We start from the raw sequence: 14,731 nt of genomic DNA, 5'->3' as shown, positions 1-14,731 counted from the left end.
GAGGTCGGGATTCGCCGGTCTCCGAGGGATTCCTGGGGGGAAGAGCGAGCGCAGTGGAAGGATTTTCGCTCAAGAGCCGTGCGATAGCCTTCGCGATGTGCGCCGGTGCGGTGGCGTTCATCCTTGCGCTGGCTGCTGCCTCCACCCCCGGCATGATCACCGTCGAGACCGCCGGTCGCGCGCTGATCGCCGCGATCGTTTGCGGCGTGATGTGCTGGGCCTCGGCCGAGCGCAGCATCGCCTCCACCGCCGAAGCCATCGACGCCGCGATCGAGCGCCTCCAGGGCGCCGCCAATGGCGACCTCCAGAGCGGCATTCCGCCGCAAGTGCATGAATCGGTACCGACCCTGGCGCGCGCCATGGACGGACTGTTCCGCCAGCTCCACGCCAATCTGGAAAGCGTCCAGCGGCTCGCGATGTTCGATCCGGTGACGTCGCTGCCCAATCGCACCAATTTCCGTCGCACGGCCGAGCGCATGCTCGCGGATCTGCCGCCGGGCGCGGTCGCGGTTCTGTTCTTCATCGATCTCGATCGCTTCAAGCATGTCAACGACACGCTGGGCCACGCCACGGGCGATGCGCTGCTCGGCATGGTCGCCAATCGCCTGCGTGCCGTCGCCGATCGCTTCGCCGCCGAAGCCGATGCACGTCCGCCGCTGATCGGCCGGCTGGCCGGCGACGAGTTCACCATGTTCTTCCCGGCGCTGCGCAATGTGCGGGAAGCCGAGCGGATCGGCCGCGGCATCCTCTACGCGCTGTCCGAACCGTTCGACCTGGCCGACCAGGAAGTGTCGATCGGTGCTTCGATCGGCATCGCGCTGCGCCCGGAGCACGGCACGACGCTGCACGACCTGATGCGCGCCGCCGATGCCGCTATGTACCATGCCAAGGCGATGGGCCGTGGCCGCGCCGAACATTTCACCGAGATCCTCGCCGCCGAGATCGCCGAGCGCGCGCGTCTCGAGAGCGACCTGCGCGAAGCGGTCGACAAGGACCAGTTCACGCTCGTCTACCAGCCCCAGGTCTCCGCCACGGATGGCCGTATCGTCGCCGCCGAGGCGTTGCTGCGCTGGCGCCATCCGGACGGGCTCAAGATGCCCGGTGCCTTCATCCAGCGCGCCGAGGAGACCGGCCTGATCGTCGAGATCGGCGAGTGGGTGGTGGAGAGCGTTGCCGAGACCATTTCGCGTTGGGGCCGCCTCGGCATCCAGCAGCGCATGGCGGTGAACATCAGTCCGCGGCAGCTCGATCATGCCAGCTTCTTCCGGATGCTGCGCGAGGCGATGCTGGCGGCCAATGCGCCGGCCAACCTGCTCGAGCTCGAGATCACCGAGACGCTGGCGATGCACTGCTCGAGCGAAGTGCTTGAGGCGATCGCGCTGCTGCGCCACGACGGCGCGACCATCGCCATCGACGATTTCGGCACCGGCTATTCGAACATCGCGCGCCTGCGCAGGCTGCCGATCGACCGGATCAAGCTCGATCGCAGCCTGATCGAGCATGTCGCCGACAGCGCCGAGGCGCGGACCATCGCCCAGGCGGTGATCGGCCTGATCCATGGCCTGAACTGCGAAGCGGTGGCCGAGGGCATCGAGACCGAGGACCAGGCGACCGTGCTGCGTGTCATCGGCTGTGACGTGCTCCAGGGCTATGCGGTGGCGACGCCGATGGAGGAGGAAGCCTTCCTCGAATGGGCACGCGGCGTGGAGCCGCAGCGCATCGCGGGCTAAATCCCCGGGCTATCGATATTCGGAACGAGACCCAGCTGTTCCCTGGCGAAGGCCGGGGCCCAGTTGCAATGTCGGTCGAGAGGCTCCCTCGCCATCGACAGGTCGCCGAGCCTGGACCCCGGCCTTCGCCGGGGAGCTAAAAGGCCTTGCTTCCCGACAGCTCCATACCGCTTGCAATGTAGGATTTCGCATGCTGGCCTCGCGCGGCCGGGCTTGCACCGGCCGCTTCTTGAGACTGTTGGGAAAATAGGATCACGCGCTCGCAACATTGTTGCGAGATGCGTTCGGTTTGCGGCAACTGTGTCAATTTCAGGTGCCGCAAAACCCGCTCTTGGCCTGTACTTTTGTGTACTTTCGCGATTCGGCGCGGAAGCGGTGTAGGAGGTCCGCGCCGGATCGCCGCGCCTAGGCGAACGCCCGCTTCAATATCTCCGCATAGACCTCGGTCAGCGCCTCCAGGTCGGGCAGCGCCACGGCTTCGTCGAGCTTGTGCATCGTCGCATTGAGCAGGCCGAACTCCACCACTGGGCAGAGCTTCGACAGGAAGCGCGCGTCGGAAGTGCCGCCGGTGGTCGAAAGCTCCGGGACCACTCCCAGCTTCGCCTCGATCGCGCCGGCGACCAGCGTGGAGAGCTCGCCCGGCTCGGTGAGGAAGGCCTCGCCATAGACGCGGCCCTTGACGATGCCCAGGGGGGCGTGGCGCTGCACGATCTCCTCGATCCGCGCGATCAGGTCGGGGCCATATTGCTGGTCGTTGAAGCGGATGCTGACCCGCGCCTTCGCTTCGCCGGGAATGACGTTGGTGGCGGGATTGCCCACGGTCAGGTCGATGATCTCGATGTTCGAGGGCTGGAACCAGGCATTGCCCTCGTCCAGCACGATCGCGTCAATCTCGGCCAGCGCGCGGACGAGCCGCGGGACCGGGTTGTCGGCGAGGTGTGGGTAGGCGACGTGTCCCTGCCGGCCCGGCACGATGATGTCGATCACCGTTGAGCCTCGGCGGCCGATCTTGATCATGTCGCCGAGGCGGTGCTGCGAGGTCGGCTCGCCGACCAGGCAGAGGTCGGGCAACAGGCCGCGCTCGGCCATCCGCTCGATCAGGCGCGGCGTGCCGAAGGTCGCGGGGCCTTCCTCGTCGCCGGTGATGATCAGCGTGGTCACGCCGCTTTCGACTTGCGCCGCAGCGGCGACGAAAGCGGCGATCGCGCCCTTCATGTCCACCGCGCCGCGGCCGTAAAGCAAGTCGCCACGGATTTCGGGCTCGAAGGCGCCGCTGGTCCAGCCCTGGCCCGGCGGCACCACGTCGAGATGGCCGGCAAAGGCGAAGTGGCGACCGCTGGTGCCGCGCACCGCGAGCAGGTTCTCCACCGGCCCGTCCGGCGCCTCGCCCTCGATGAAGCGCTCGACCTTGAAGCCGAGGGGGAGGAGGGCTGCCTCCAGCACATCGAACACGCTGCCCCGCGCGGGGGTAACGCTCTCGGCTGCGATCAGGGCCTTGGTCAGTTCGATTGCGTCGGGCAAGATGGTCTCCGGCATTGGTGGAGGCGACATTGCCCAAGCTCGATCTCGATACAATCCCGCAGACCAATGCGACAGGCTATCCGGCCGAATTTGCCGGGCCGGTGCAGGGGCGCTGGTATCGCCGGCTGGCGCCTGCCAGCGGGATCAGCGATTTCGGGTTCAGTCATGTCACGCTGGAGCCGGGTGCCTGGTCTGCCCAGCGGCACTGGCACGAGGGCGAGGACGAGTTCGTCGTGATGCTCGCCGGCGAAGCGGTCCTGGTCGACGATGCCGGCGAGACGCGGATGCTGCCCGGTGATATCGCGGCCTTCGCCAAGGGCGACGGCAATGGCCACGTCCTGCAGAACCGCGGCGACGCACCTTGCATCTATGTCGCGGTGGGCAGGCCATCGGCGAGCGACTGCCACTATCCCGACATCGACATGCATTTGCCTGCCGGGCAAGGGTTCCAGCGAAAGGATGGCTCCTCCTTCTAGAGGATCAGCGCCTTCATCTTGGCATAGCGGCTCTTGCGGTCTTCCCAGCCGTTTGGATCCTTGGTGGAGGTCGGGTTTCCGCGGTTGATGCCGTTGGAGACGGCCTTGAGGTTATCCTTGTCAGCCCATTCGTTGAGGCTGCAATTGTCCCAATAGGCGCAGAAGGCGAGCAGGCCGAGCGACCAGACCTCCAGCAGCTCGGGATTGCTCTCCAGGTCGATGCCCAGCTTGCGGCCATAGAGGCGATAATTGGCGCGGCCGGTGAGCTGGCCGGGGCCGCGGCCGAGATAGCGCAGGCCGTCACCCGGCTGATCGTTGCCCAGCGCCGTGTTCATCTCGTACTTCTTCTGGGCGGCCGTCGGGCCCCAGATCTCGCGATTGTACAGGAAGCCGCCGCTCTCATGCGCGCACTGCGCCATGAAATGGGCCAGGCGCAGGCCGTTCTCGACCAGGCCATAGGTGCGGAAATGGACATTCGCGGCGAGCCCCAGCTCGGGCGCGATCTTCGCCGGTGCACCGGCCTTGGCGAACAGCGCCGCAAGCGTGCCACGTCCGAGCGCACCATCGGCGGTCACGCCCAGCCGCTCCTGCAGCTTCTTCACATCGAACATGGATTATTCCCCCCGGTTGATCCCTGCGACCCGGTGGAAATTTGTTGGGGAAGCCTGCGCGCAGCGAGGGCGCTGCGCAAGAGAGGATCAGACCGGATCGGCTTCGAATTGCTGGATCACCCACTCTTCCTCCTGCGCGCCGGCGATCCAGTCCTGCATGAAGGGATGCTGGAGCACCGCGTTCATATAGGCCGGGGCGAAGCGGGCGACCGGGAGCGAATAGGTGACCAGCCGGGTCACGACGGGCGCGAACATGATGTCCGCCGCGCCGAACTCGCCGAACAGGAACTGGCCTTCACCGCCGAAACGGGCGCGGGCCTGGGCCCAGAGCTCCATGATCCGGCCGATATCCTGGATCACGTCGGCGTCGGGGGTCTTGGGCGGATAGACCTGGCGGATGTTCATGCTGTGCTTGCGGCGCAGCGCCGCGAAGCTGGAATGCATCTCGGCCGCCATCGAGCGGGCCATGGCGCGCGCCGCGGGCTCGGTCGGCCAGAACATCGTGTTGCCGGTCTTGTCGTTGAGATACTCGACGATCGCCAGGCTGTCCCACACCACGGCGTCGCCGTCCCACAGGATCGGCACCTTGCCCGAGGATGGAGCGAACTCGTCGCCCTCGCGGCGCTTCTCCCAGGCGTCGTCGTACAGCGGCACTACCACCTCCTCGAAGGGGAGGCCCGCTTGCTTGCAGGCGAGCCAGCCGCGCAGCGACCAGGAGGAATAGGCCTTGTTGCCGATATAGAGCTTCATGCGGCCGGGATAGCGGGCAGGTGCGCCGGGGGCAATCGTCGGGCGCGGACCAGTCGAAACGGTGTCATCGCTGTCTTGCCAATGTAACGAAATCCTTCGAATGATTTGCGGGGATTAGGGGGGATTCATGCGTAGCTGTCTGCTCGTGTCGTCCGCATTGGCGGCGTTCGTTCTCGGTATCGGCGTTTCCGAAGGTGCTTCCGCGCAGACGGCGTCCGCCGCCGCACCGGCCACGGCTTCACCGCCCCGCGTTGTTCGCTACGATACCGAGGTTTTCGCCGAGCTGCCTGCGGTCGAGGCGCCCGTGCTTTCGCCCAAGGGCGACAAGGTGGCGGCCCGCATCGCGGTGAACGGCGTCCAGTATTTCGGCGTCTTCTCGGTCGAAGGCGGCAAGCCGGCGATCATTGCGCTGGGGGATACCGATCTCAACTGGTGGAAATGGGTGAACGACGAGTGGCTCGTCGTTGGCATCGGCCAGACCGTGCCGGTCGAGGACGAGGAATGGTACCTCACCCGCGCCTATGGCGTGCGTGCCGACGGCACCAAGCTGGTGAAGCTCAACAAGGAAACGGCCGGCCAGAATGCGTCGGACCTGATCTGGGTAGCGCGCGACGGCACGCCGCGCATCCTGCTCGGCTCGCAGAACTCGATCTATGGCAGCCAGCCGGACTTCTGGCCGCGGGTTGACGAGATCGACGTCACCAATGGCCGGGCCCGGCGCGTCCAGCCCGGCATGGCCGGGGTGTGGGACTGGTACGCCGATGGCAATGGCGTGGTCCGCATGGGCTATGGCCTCTCCGACGACGGCCGCAAGCGCCGGCTCTATTATCGCCAGCAGCGCGGCGAGAATTTCAAGGTGATCGACAAGGCTACTTCGATCCATGATTCGATCGAGATGCCGACCTTGTTCCTCAGCGATCCGACAAAGGCGCTGATCATCGGCGACGATGCGGACGGGTTCTCGTCGCTATACGAATATGACCTGACCAAGCTGGAGCGCGGCAAGCAGCTGTTCGCCTCGAAGGGCTATGACATCGACGGCATCCGGATCGATGGCACCGGCTTCGGCTATCTCGGCATCGACGTGACGCGCGACAAGCCGGGCATGGTGTGGACCGATCCCTCGATGGTCGCGCTGCAGGCGAAGCTCGACGGGATGATCAAGGGCGGCTCGCCCGAGATCGTCTCGATGAATCGCGATCGGAGCGTCGTGGTCGTCCGGGCCGGCTCGGCCTCGGCGCCGGGCGGCTATTTCCTGTATCGCGCGGCGGACGGCTCGATGACGTCGATCGGGAGCGTCAACAACACGATCGGCATGCGGCTGCTCCATCGCGTGAAGACGATCCGCTACAAGGCGCGGGACGGGCTGGAGATCCCGGCGGTGCTGACGCTGCCGGTGGGCGATCCGCACAACGCGCCGCTGATCGTCATGCCGCACGGTGGCCCTTATGCCCGCGATACCGAGGAATGGGACTGGTGGGCCCAGTTCATGGCGGATCGCGGCTATGTGGTGATCCAGCCCAATTATCGCGGTTCCTCGGGTTATGGCACCAAGTTCACCCGCAAGGGCCAGGGGCAATGGGGCCTGGCGATGCAGGACGATCTGGACGACGCGGTGACCGCGCTCGCGGCGCAGGGCATCGCCGATCCCAAGCGGGTCTGCATGGTCGGCGCTTCCTATGGCGGCTATGCGGCCATGCGTGCGGCGCAGCGGGACGGTTCGCGCTATCGGTGTGCGGTATCCTATGCCGGCGTCTCGGACCTGAACCGCATGCTGCGCTTCAACGGCAATTTCCTGGGCTCTGGTGCCCGGCAGGACTGGCTGCGGCAGCAGGTGGGGGATCTCAAGGGCGTTTCACCGCTCAACTTCCCCGAGCAATTCTCCACGCCGATCCTGATCGTGCATGGCAAGGAGGATAAAAGAGTACCCGTCTCGCAATCGCGGCTGATGGCCAAGCGCTTGAAAGAGGCCGGGAAGAATGTAACCTATATCGAACAGCCGGAGGGCGACCACCACTTCACCCGTGAAGCGGACCGATTGCAGTTCCTGAAGGCGCTCGAGGCGTTCCTGGCGAAATACAACCCGATCTGAGATTGCTGCATATGCATGATGTGTACGCATGATGCATATGCAGCGTTGTGAAAGTTGATTGATGCATATACACGATGTGTATGCATCAAGATTCGTTGCCCTCGGCCTGTGCCTGCACGCTGCTGCGCAAGGCCTCCCGCGTCATCGGCCGTGTCTATGACGAGGCGCTGGCCAGTCATGGCATGTCCATCGGCCAGTTCGCCATCCTGCGGCATATCTCGCGGGGCGAACCCCTGGCGCTCAGTCGGCTGGCCGAGCAGCTCGAGATGGATCGCAGCTCGCTCTACCGGGCGCTGACCCCGCTGGAGAAGCGGGGCTGGGTGCGGACGGCCGCCGGGGAAGGCCGCAGCAAATGCGCCTCGCTCACCTCCGAGGGCAGGGCGGCAATGCATGCCGCCGAGCCCGACTGGAGCGCGATCCAGCACCGCGTGGAGGATGAGGCCGGTGCAGCGCTCTGGAAGGTGCTGCGGGCCGGGCTCGAAAGCTTCACCCAGAGCGTCGAGCGTGCAGGAGGGCGGGCATGATCGCGCTGCTTTCCCGCATGCCCTTCGGCACGCGCGGCTATGCCGGCATTGTCGCGGCGATCACCTTTGTCGCGCTGCTTGTCTCCGCCGGGCTGCGATCGGCACCCGGGGTGATGATGTTGCCGCTGGAGCAGCATTTCGGCTGGGACCGCGCGACGATTTCCGCCGCCGCCGCTATTGGCATCTTCCTCTACGGGCTGGTCGGCCCCTTCGCCGCGGCGCTGATGCTCAGCGTCGGGATCAAGCGGACCATGCTGGGCGGTCTTGCGCTGATGTCCGTGGCGACGTTTGCCAGCCTCTGGATGTCCGAACCCTGGCAATATGTGCTGAGCTGGGGCGTGGTTTCGGGGGTGGGCAGCGGCGCCGTCGCTTCCGTGCTGGGCGCTGCGGTGGTCAATCGCTGGTTCGCGACGCGCCAGGGTCTGGTGATGGGCATGCTGACCGCGAGCACCGCCACCGGCGCGCTGGTTTTCCTGCCGCTGCTCGCCTGGCTGGCCGAGGGCGGAGCGTGGCGGCCGGTCGCGCTTGCCGTGTCGATCGCGGCGGCGGCGGTGATCCCGTTCGTCCTGCTGTTCATGCCCGAGCATCCGCAGGATGTCGGCGTGCGGCGCTTCGGTGAGACCGATGCCAGCGCGCCGCCGCCGCCGATGAAGCAGGCCGCGACGCCGGGGCTCGCCTTCACCGCGCTGTTTCGTGCTTCGAAGAGCACGACCTTCTGGCTGCTGTTCGGTACCTTCTTCGTCTGCGGGCTCACCACCAATGGGCTGGTCGGCACCCATCTGATCGCATTCTGCGGTGACCATGGCATCGCGCCGGTTCAGGCCGCCGGGCTGCTCAGCCTGATGGGTCTTTTCGATCTGTTCGGCACCACCGCCTCGGGCTGGCTGACCGACCGCTACGATCCGCGCAAGCTGCTGTTCGTCTATTACGGGCTGCGCGGCCTCTCGCTGCTGGCGCTGCCCTTCCTTGATTTCAGCGCATCAAGCCTGTTGCTCTTCGCGATCTTCTACGGGCTCGACTGGATAGCGACGGTGCCGCCGACGGTGAAGCTGGCCAATGTCCATTTCGGCGAGCGGGATGCACCGATCGTGTTCGGCTGGGTGATGGTCGGCCACCAGATCGGTGCGGCGACAGCAGCGTTCGGGGCGGGGGCGGTGCGAGCCTGGACGGGCACCTATACGCCGGCCTTCCTGGTAGCGGGGGCGTTCGGCCTCGTTGCGGCGGTGGCGATCCTGGCGGCGCGGGCGGAGAAGCCGCAGCCGGGACTGGCGCTGGCTTAGGCCGCCCTCAGCGTCTCGAGGAAGCTGCGCATCTCGCCGAGCAGGCGGCGGGCCTGGCCGACCAGCTCGTCGGTTGCGGCATCCATCTCCGCCGTCGTGCGGGCTGCGGCATCGGTCGCGGCTTCGGCGTTGGCGGCGCCGGTCTGGAGATCGGCGGTGAGCGCGGCTGCGGTGCCGGCATAGCTCTGGATCGAACGGATCACGTCGCCCTGGTTGGCTATCGCCTGGCCGACGGCATCGCCGACCTCGCCGATCCGATCGAAGCTTTCGCGCATCTCGCCGACGATCGAGGTGGTCGCATGGACCGCGCCGATCATGCGCTCGAGCTGGGCGCGGATGTCGCCGGTGGCGGTGGCGGTCTGGGCGGCGAGGCTCTTCACCTCCTGCGCGACGATCGCGAAGCCGCGACCCGCTTCGCCGGCGCGGGCGGCCTCGATACTGGCGTTCAGGGCGAGCAGGTTGGTGCGTGCCGCGATCTCGGCGATCATGTCGGCAATGCTGCCGACGCTGGCACTATGCTCGGCGAGCGTGCCGAAGCGCGCATCGGCGGAGCGGGAGAGGGCGTGGAGGTGCGCCGTCGTCTCGCTCTGCGCCGCAATGCTGGCTTCCACGGTGGCGAGGGTACGGCTGAGATTGGCCGATTCCTCGAACAGCGTGGCGGCGCCGGTGTCGGCGCGGACGGCGCGGCCGGCGACGCCGCGGATCTCGTCGCGGGTCGTCATGGTGGTGCCGACGAGCCCTTCGGCCGAGACACGGGTCTGCTCGGCGGCGGCGGCGAGCTCGCTGATCGCGGCGATGAACTGGCTTTCGAAGCGATCCGCGATGCGGGCGATCTCGGCGCGGCGGTCGCGTTCGGCATCGACCTGGGCGCGGTGGCGGGTCTCGGCGGCGGCGGCGACTTGCTGCAGTTCCTCCTGCTGCGCCGTGGCGCGGAGCAGGTCGCGCTCGCTGGCGGCGCGGGCCAGTGCCTCGCCCTGGGCGAACTGCTCGCTGACAAGAGCCGCCTGGCCGATCACGGTGCGGGCGAGCAGGGCGACGAACACCGCCAGGAAGACGAACACGCCGGCCGGGATATTGGCGAAGATGGCGTAGAGCGCGCAGATCACCACCGCGATGCCCAGCCAGGCGAGGCTGGCGGGCGGGAGCGGGGCATAGCGCAGTGCGCCGATCGCGACGACGCCGGCAAGCGCGGTGGTGGTGACGATCAGCTCCTGGCTGGTCGCGCCCAGGCCGATCGTGGCGAGGAACAGGAACCAGCCGAGCGAGACCGCAGCCGCCTCGATCACCGTGGCGCGGAGCGTGGCGGCGGGATCGTCTACCCGCCAGTCGCTGCGCTTGCCGTCGCGCCAGCGGACCAGCACGGCGACATTGATCGCGAGATGGAGCGCCAGTGCCGCAATGTGCCAGGCCATGAAGCCATTGGCGTGGATCATCACTGCCAGGGTGATGCTGACAAAGACGCTGGCGATGAAGGAAACGGGGTAGCCGCGCTGGATGGCGATGCTGTGGGCGCGCATCAGCGTGGGCGGCAGCACCGCCCATTTGTCCCAGACCGCGCCTTTGAGCGCGTTTCCGTCCAGCTCTCCCATCCGGCCAGCAAATAGCCGGACATGGTTACCATCGCGTTTACAGTCGCAGATGGATGCCGCGACGGTGAAGCGGGATGAGCAGGGCGAGCACCACCAGCAGCATCCCCAATGCGAACAGGAAGGAGGCGAGGAGCAGGTTGCCGGGCAGCAGCGCCGCCAATCCCTCCCATGCCCAGGCCTGGAAGCCCGAGCGCATCGCGGCGAGCGAGAGCAGCAGCGACAGGAGATAGCCGAGGATCGCGTTCATCCCCAGCACGTCGAGCGGCCAGAGCATCGTGCGGACCGCAGCGCTGCGCGCGGCGACGATGCAGGCGGCGAAGATGATGCCCGACAGGCCCGAGGTGAGCAGCGCGAAGCTGCTGGTCCACAGCTTCTTGTTGAGCGGGAAGGCGAAGGACAGGGCATAGCCCAGCGCGGCAAGTGCGATGCCGGCGATCAGGATGCGCAGCGTCGCGCGTTCCGGCGCGGCCTTCCAGAGCAGGGCCGCGAGCATGCCGAGCAGGACGTTGACCAGGGCGGGCAGGGTGGAGAGCAGCCCTTCCGGATCATAGACGATGTTGCCCGCCGCATCGGTGCCGAAGCGATACATGTGGTGGGTGGTGACCGTGATCCGATCGATATAGCCGGCCAGATTGCCGGCGGGGCTGAGGTCGCCGGCGGCATAGCCGGGGGCGGGGACGAAGGCCAGCAACGCCCAATAGCCGATGAGCAGGACAAGGCTGGCGATGCCGATGGCCGCAGCGCCGAGATGGGCGCGGCCGTCGGCGTGCTTGCGGGCGGTGAGGATCGCCAGCGTGGCGGCTAGGCCGTAGCAAAGGCCGAGCCGGGGGAGGACGCCGAACACCCGGAAATCCGCCAGGCCCGGCCGCGCCAGCATCTGCCAGGCCCAGCCTATCAGGATTAGCAGCAGCGTTCGCCGCGCGACGCGGCCCCACAGCTTGCCATCGACCTTGCGGGGGAAGGAAAGCCCGAGCGCCACGCCCATCGCGCAGAGAAAGGCGGGGAAGACAAGGTCGGTCGGGGTGAAGCCATGCCACTCGGCATGATCGAGCGGCCACCAGACATGGTCCCAGCTGCCCGGCGTGTTGACGATGACCATGCAGGCCACGGTCAGCCCGCGGAACAGGTCGAGCCCGCCGAGCCGTGCGGGTGCGCTGCGCGCGTCGTTCATTGGCGATCCCCTCCGGTTGCGAAGACTGTGGCGCGCTTGGCGGGCGAGGTCAAAAGGGGCGTCCTACACAAGGGGCGGGCGCGACTCGCCAAAGTACACAAAGTACAGGCCAGGAGCGGGTTTGCGCGGTCCGAATTTTGACCTCCTCGGCGGAAACGCGACGCATCTCGCAACAAGATTGCGCGGCCGCGATCCTATTTTTCCAACAAGGTGAAAGAGTGGCGCGGAGCTTCCGGTCGCTCGAACAATCAGGCCCGATCCTACATTGCAAGCAGGGCCGCTCAGGCCTTCACATAGACCCAGGCAGTGGCGCCGCTTGCGAGGGGAGCCTCGACGCGGACATAGTTCTCGCTCTCATAGACATCCGCTGCCGCCAGCTCGTCCGACGTCAGGCGGAAGACCTTGCCGGGGATCGGCGGCGCATCGGCATCGGGAACGAGGGCGAGATGGACCTCGATGCCGCTGGCTTCCAGCACGTCGGGATCGCGGATCGTGATCTCGATCTGCCTGTAGCCATGGAGCACATCGTCGCTGCCCTCGAGCAGCCGGCCGAACTGGCTGAGCTGCACGCTCTCCAGCTGGAGCGTGCCGTAGGAGAAGAGCAGGGCGCCGTCGGTCATCTGGCGCCGCGGCTCAACCGATCGCTTCCAGCACCGCCGCGCGCAATTCGGGGATGCCCATGCCCTTTTCGGACGAGGTAGCGATGATGTCCGGATGCGCGGCAGGGCGCTTGCGGGCTTCGGCCTCGGTGCGGGCGAAGACGTCGGCGAGCTCGGTCGCCTTGATCTTGTCCGCCTTGGTCAGGACGATGCGGTAGCTCACCGCCGCCGTGTCGAGCATGTCGAGGATGTCGTTGTCGACCTCCTTGATGCCGTGACGCGCGTCGATCAGCACCAGCGCGCGCTTGAGCACGTCGCGCCCGCGCAGGAAGTCGTTCACCAGGTAGCGCCACTGGCGGACCATGTCCTTGGGCGCCTTGGCGAAGCCATAGCCGGGCATGTCGACCAGGCGGAACTTCAGCGGCTCGCCCACGTCGAAGAAGTTCAGCTCCTGCGTGCGCCCCGGGGTGTTCGAGGTGCGCGCAAGGCTGTTCCGGTTCGTGAGCGCGTTGATCAGCGACGACTTGCCCACGTTCGACCGGCCGGCGAACGCGACCTCGGGCACCACCGGATTGGGGAGGTGCTCGAGCTTCGGTGCCGATTTGAGGAACGTGATCGGGCCGGCGAAGGTCTTCCGCGCAGCCTCGATCATGTCGTCGTCGAACGCGCTCACTTGGCGGGTGCTTCCTTCTTCATCGACTGCTTGAGCACCGGGTGGCGCGAGTAGAGCCACTGCTGCTGCAGGATGGTGATCACGTTCGAGGTGATCCAGTAGACCTGCAGGCCGACCGCGAACGGCGCCATCAGGAACATCAGCATCCACGGCATGATCGCGAACACCTGCTTCTGGACCTCGTCCATCGGCGCCGGGTTGAACTTCATCTGGAAGTACATCGACACGCCCAGCAGCACCGGGATCACGCCGATCGCCGGGAAGGACGGCGGGGTGAAGTGCAGATAGCCGAACAGGTTGAGGATCGTCGCCGGGTCCGGGGCCGAAAGGTCCCTGATCCAGAAGACAAAGGGCTGGTGGCGCATTTCGATCGTCAGCAGCAGCACCTTGTACAGCGCGAACATGATCGGGATCTGGAGCAGGATCGGGAGGCAGCCCGCCAGCGGGTTCACCTTCTCTTCCTTGTAGAGCTTCATGATCTCCTGCTGCTGGCGCTGCTTGTCGTCCTTGTAGCGTTCCTGCAGCGCCTTCATCTTCGGCTGGATGACGCGCATGCGCGCCATCGATTCGAACTGCTTGTGCGCGATCGGGAAGAGCAGGCCGCGGATGGTGATCGTCAGCAGGATGATCGCCACGCCGAAATTGCCGACCAGGCGGAACAGCCAGTCGAGATAGTAGAAGATCGGCTGCTCGATCATGCCGAACCAGCCCCAGTCGATCGCGCGGTCGAACTGCACGATGCCGAGCTTGGACTGATAGGCTTCGAGCTGCTTCACTTCCTTCGCGCCGGCGAAGAAGCGGCTCGAGTAGCTGACCTGCTTGCCGGGCGCGAGGTTGAGCGGCTCGGCGAGACTGTAATCGGCCTGGTAGGTCTGCTTGGCGGTGCCGCGCTGCTGGAGCGAGACGGGCACGCGCTGATCGGGGACGAGCGCGGTCAGCCAGTAATGGTCGCTATAGCCGACCCAGCCGCCGGTGGTGGAGAGCTGGGTGGGCGTGCTCTCGATATCGCCCCAGTTGATGTACTTGGCGGCGCCCTGCGCGACGGCGATCGGGCCGACATGGGCGGCCCACTGGTCGACGTCCTTGGAACGCTCGGCGCGCGAGACGAGCGCGAACGGGGTGACCGAGACCGGCGCCTGGCCGACATTCGCGACCGTCTGGCGGATCGTGAACATGTAATCCTGGTCGACCGAGAGATCGATGCGGAAGACCTGGCCGGTGGCGGTCTTGCTGGTCAGCGTCACCGGGGTGGTGGGGGTCAGCTTGGTGCCGCTCGCCTGCCACACGGTGTTCTGGTCCGGCGCCTGGACGCCGGCGCCCTGCCAGCCGAACTGGGCGAAATAGGCACCCTGCGCGCCGCTCGGCGAGAGCAGGCGGATCGGCGGGGAGTTCTTGGCCGTGGTCTCGGCGTAACCGAGGAGGACCAGGTCGTCGATCCGGGCGCCCTTGAGGTTGATCGAGCCCTTCAGCGACGGCGTCTCGATCGCGATGCGCGGGCCGTCGGCCAGCACGATCGCGCGGTCGCGCAGCGCGGCGGGCGAATCGATGCCCGGCGTGGCGCCCGGCTTCGCAACCTGCTTGCCGTTCACCATCTGGGTGGAGGCCGCCTGCTGCTGCGGGAAGAACCAGTGCATGATCGCGGGCCACGCGAACAGCAGGAGTGCCGCGATTACCGCGAACAGCAGGAAATTCTTCTGGTCATCCTTCACGAACGA

The 14,731-nt window shown here is 66.7% G+C and carries 13 protein-coding genes; 5 read left to right on the top strand and 8 right to left on the bottom strand.

From position 1 onward, the window contains the following. Positions 1 to 53 precede the first annotated feature (53 nt). Entirely contained in the window at positions 54 to 1,730 is a 1,677-nt protein-coding gene (locus HNP52_RS14105; RefSeq protein ID WP_184168105.1) for an EAL domain-containing protein, read from the top strand. 405 nt (positions 1,731 to 2,135) lie between these two features. Here the strand turns inward: HNP52_RS14105 and dapE are convergent, their stop codons facing one another. After that, the gene (dapE, locus tag HNP52_RS14100; RefSeq protein ID WP_184168103.1) at positions 2,136 to 3,266 is read right to left on the bottom strand and encodes a succinyl-diaminopimelate desuccinylase; all 1,131 of its coding nucleotides are present in this window, start codon (positions 3,264 to 3,266) and stop codon (positions 2,136 to 2,138) included. A gap of 14 nt (positions 3,267 to 3,280) precedes the next feature. On the opposite strand from dapE, the gene HNP52_RS14095 reads away from it, so the two are divergent. Next, positions 3,281 to 3,727, top strand: a complete 447-nt coding sequence (locus tag HNP52_RS14095) for a cupin domain-containing protein (protein WP_184168101.1) — start codon at positions 3,281 to 3,283, stop codon at positions 3,725 to 3,727. Here the strand turns inward: HNP52_RS14095 and HNP52_RS14090 are convergent. Both HNP52_RS14090 and HNP52_RS14085 read right to left on the bottom strand, forming a co-directional pair. Continuing rightward, positions 3,724 to 4,338 (bottom strand): glycoside hydrolase family 19 protein, encoded by a 615-nt coding sequence (locus HNP52_RS14090; protein WP_184168099.1) that lies wholly within the window; start codon positions 4,336 to 4,338, stop codon positions 3,724 to 3,726. The genes HNP52_RS14095 and HNP52_RS14090 overlap by 4 nt on opposite strands. Before the next feature lie 87 nt (positions 4,339 to 4,425). After that, positions 4,426 to 5,088: a glutathione S-transferase family protein gene (locus tag HNP52_RS14085; protein WP_184168097.1), complete on the bottom strand. Its 663-nt coding sequence runs from the start codon at positions 5,086 to 5,088 to the stop codon at positions 4,426 to 4,428. A gap of 127 nt (positions 5,089 to 5,215) precedes the next feature. Here HNP52_RS14085 and HNP52_RS14080 point away from each other — a divergent pair, with 127 nt between their 5' ends. From HNP52_RS14080 to HNP52_RS14070, 3 genes are all read left to right on the top strand, one after another. Further along, positions 5,216 to 7,180, top strand: a complete 1,965-nt coding sequence (locus tag HNP52_RS14080; RefSeq protein ID WP_184168095.1) for a S9 family peptidase — start codon at positions 5,216 to 5,218, stop codon at positions 7,178 to 7,180. 80 nt (positions 7,181 to 7,260) lie between these two features. After that, positions 7,261 to 7,704: a MarR family winged helix-turn-helix transcriptional regulator gene (locus HNP52_RS14075; RefSeq protein ID WP_184168093.1), complete on the top strand. Its 444-nt coding sequence runs from the start codon at positions 7,261 to 7,263 to the stop codon at positions 7,702 to 7,704. Beyond that, complete coding sequence (locus tag HNP52_RS14070) at positions 7,701 to 8,984, top strand: MFS transporter (RefSeq protein WP_184168091.1); 1,284 nt, start codon at positions 7,701 to 7,703, stop codon at positions 8,982 to 8,984. The genes HNP52_RS14075 and HNP52_RS14070 overlap by 4 nt, the downstream gene beginning before the upstream one ends. Here the strand turns inward: HNP52_RS14070 and HNP52_RS14065 are convergent. The 5 genes from HNP52_RS14065 to yidC all read right to left on the bottom strand — a co-directional run bounded on the left by HNP52_RS14065 (position 8,981) and on the right by yidC (position 14,725). Next, positions 8,981 to 10,573, bottom strand: a complete 1,593-nt coding sequence (locus HNP52_RS14065; RefSeq protein ID WP_184168089.1) for a methyl-accepting chemotaxis protein — start codon at positions 10,571 to 10,573, stop codon at positions 8,981 to 8,983. The genes HNP52_RS14070 and HNP52_RS14065 overlap by 4 nt on opposite strands. A 37-nt stretch (positions 10,574 to 10,610) precedes the next feature. Further along, on the bottom strand, positions 10,611 to 11,744 hold the full coding sequence (locus HNP52_RS14060) for an acyltransferase family protein (RefSeq protein WP_184168087.1): 1,134 nt from the start codon (positions 11,742 to 11,744) through the stop codon (positions 10,611 to 10,613). A 281-nt stretch (positions 11,745 to 12,025) separates the two neighbouring features. Next, complete coding sequence (locus HNP52_RS14055) at positions 12,026 to 12,364, bottom strand: gamma-glutamylcyclotransferase family protein (protein WP_184168085.1); 339 nt, start codon at positions 12,362 to 12,364, stop codon at positions 12,026 to 12,028. 13 nt (positions 12,365 to 12,377) lie between these two features. Further along, the gene (gene yihA / locus HNP52_RS14050; RefSeq protein WP_221416431.1) at positions 12,378 to 12,995 is read right to left on the bottom strand and encodes a ribosome biogenesis GTP-binding protein YihA/YsxC; all 618 of its coding nucleotides are present in this window, start codon (positions 12,993 to 12,995) and stop codon (positions 12,378 to 12,380) included. Between the two features lie 17 nt (positions 12,996 to 13,012). Next, positions 13,013 to 14,725, bottom strand: coding sequence for a membrane protein insertase YidC (gene yidC, locus HNP52_RS14045; protein ID WP_184168081.1), 1,713 nt, complete (start codon positions 14,723 to 14,725; stop codon positions 13,013 to 13,015). Positions 14,726 to 14,731: the final 6 nt, after the last annotated feature.

The sequence above is a fragment of the Sphingomonas kyeonggiensis genome (genome assembly GCF_014204495.1).
Lineage (GTDB): Bacteria > Pseudomonadota > Alphaproteobacteria > Sphingomonadales > Sphingomonadaceae > Sphingomonas > Sphingomonas kyeonggiensis_A.
Note: the sequence above shows the minus strand (reverse complement) of the source record. Positions and strands in the feature narration are given on the sequence as shown.

What these genes read in the sequence shown, in the direction of transcription:
- dapE (WP_184168103.1), bottom strand. Translation starts at nt 3,266, where the DNA reads ATGCCGGAGACCATCTTGCCCGACGCAATCGAACTGACCAAGGCCCTG.
- HNP52_RS14090 (WP_184168099.1), bottom strand. Translation starts at nt 4,338, where the DNA reads ATGTTCGATGTGAAGAAGCTGCAGGAGCGGCTGGGCGTGACCGCCGAT.
- HNP52_RS14085 (WP_184168097.1), bottom strand. Translation starts at nt 5,088, where the DNA reads ATGAAGCTCTATATCGGCAACAAGGCCTATTCCTCCTGGTCGCTGCGC.
- HNP52_RS14080 (WP_184168095.1), top strand. Translation starts at nt 5,216, where the DNA reads ATGCGTAGCTGTCTGCTCGTGTCGTCCGCATTGGCGGCGTTCGTTCTC.
- HNP52_RS14075 (WP_184168093.1), top strand. Translation starts at nt 7,261, where the DNA reads ATGCATCAAGATTCGTTGCCCTCGGCCTGTGCCTGCACGCTGCTGCGC.
- HNP52_RS14070 (WP_184168091.1), top strand. Translation starts at nt 7,701, where the DNA reads ATGATCGCGCTGCTTTCCCGCATGCCCTTCGGCACGCGCGGCTATGCC.
- HNP52_RS14065 (WP_184168089.1), bottom strand. Translation starts at nt 10,573, where the DNA reads ATGGGAGAGCTGGACGGAAACGCGCTCAAAGGCGCGGTCTGGGACAAA.
- HNP52_RS14060 (WP_184168087.1), bottom strand. Translation starts at nt 11,744, where the DNA reads ATGAACGACGCGCGCAGCGCACCCGCACGGCTCGGCGGGCTCGACCTG.
- HNP52_RS14055 (WP_184168085.1), bottom strand. Translation starts at nt 12,364, where the DNA reads ATGACCGACGGCGCCCTGCTCTTCTCCTACGGCACGCTCCAGCTGGAG.
- yihA (WP_221416431.1), bottom strand. Translation starts at nt 12,995, where the DNA reads ATGATCGAGGCTGCGCGGAAGACCTTCGCCGGCCCGATCACGTTCCTC.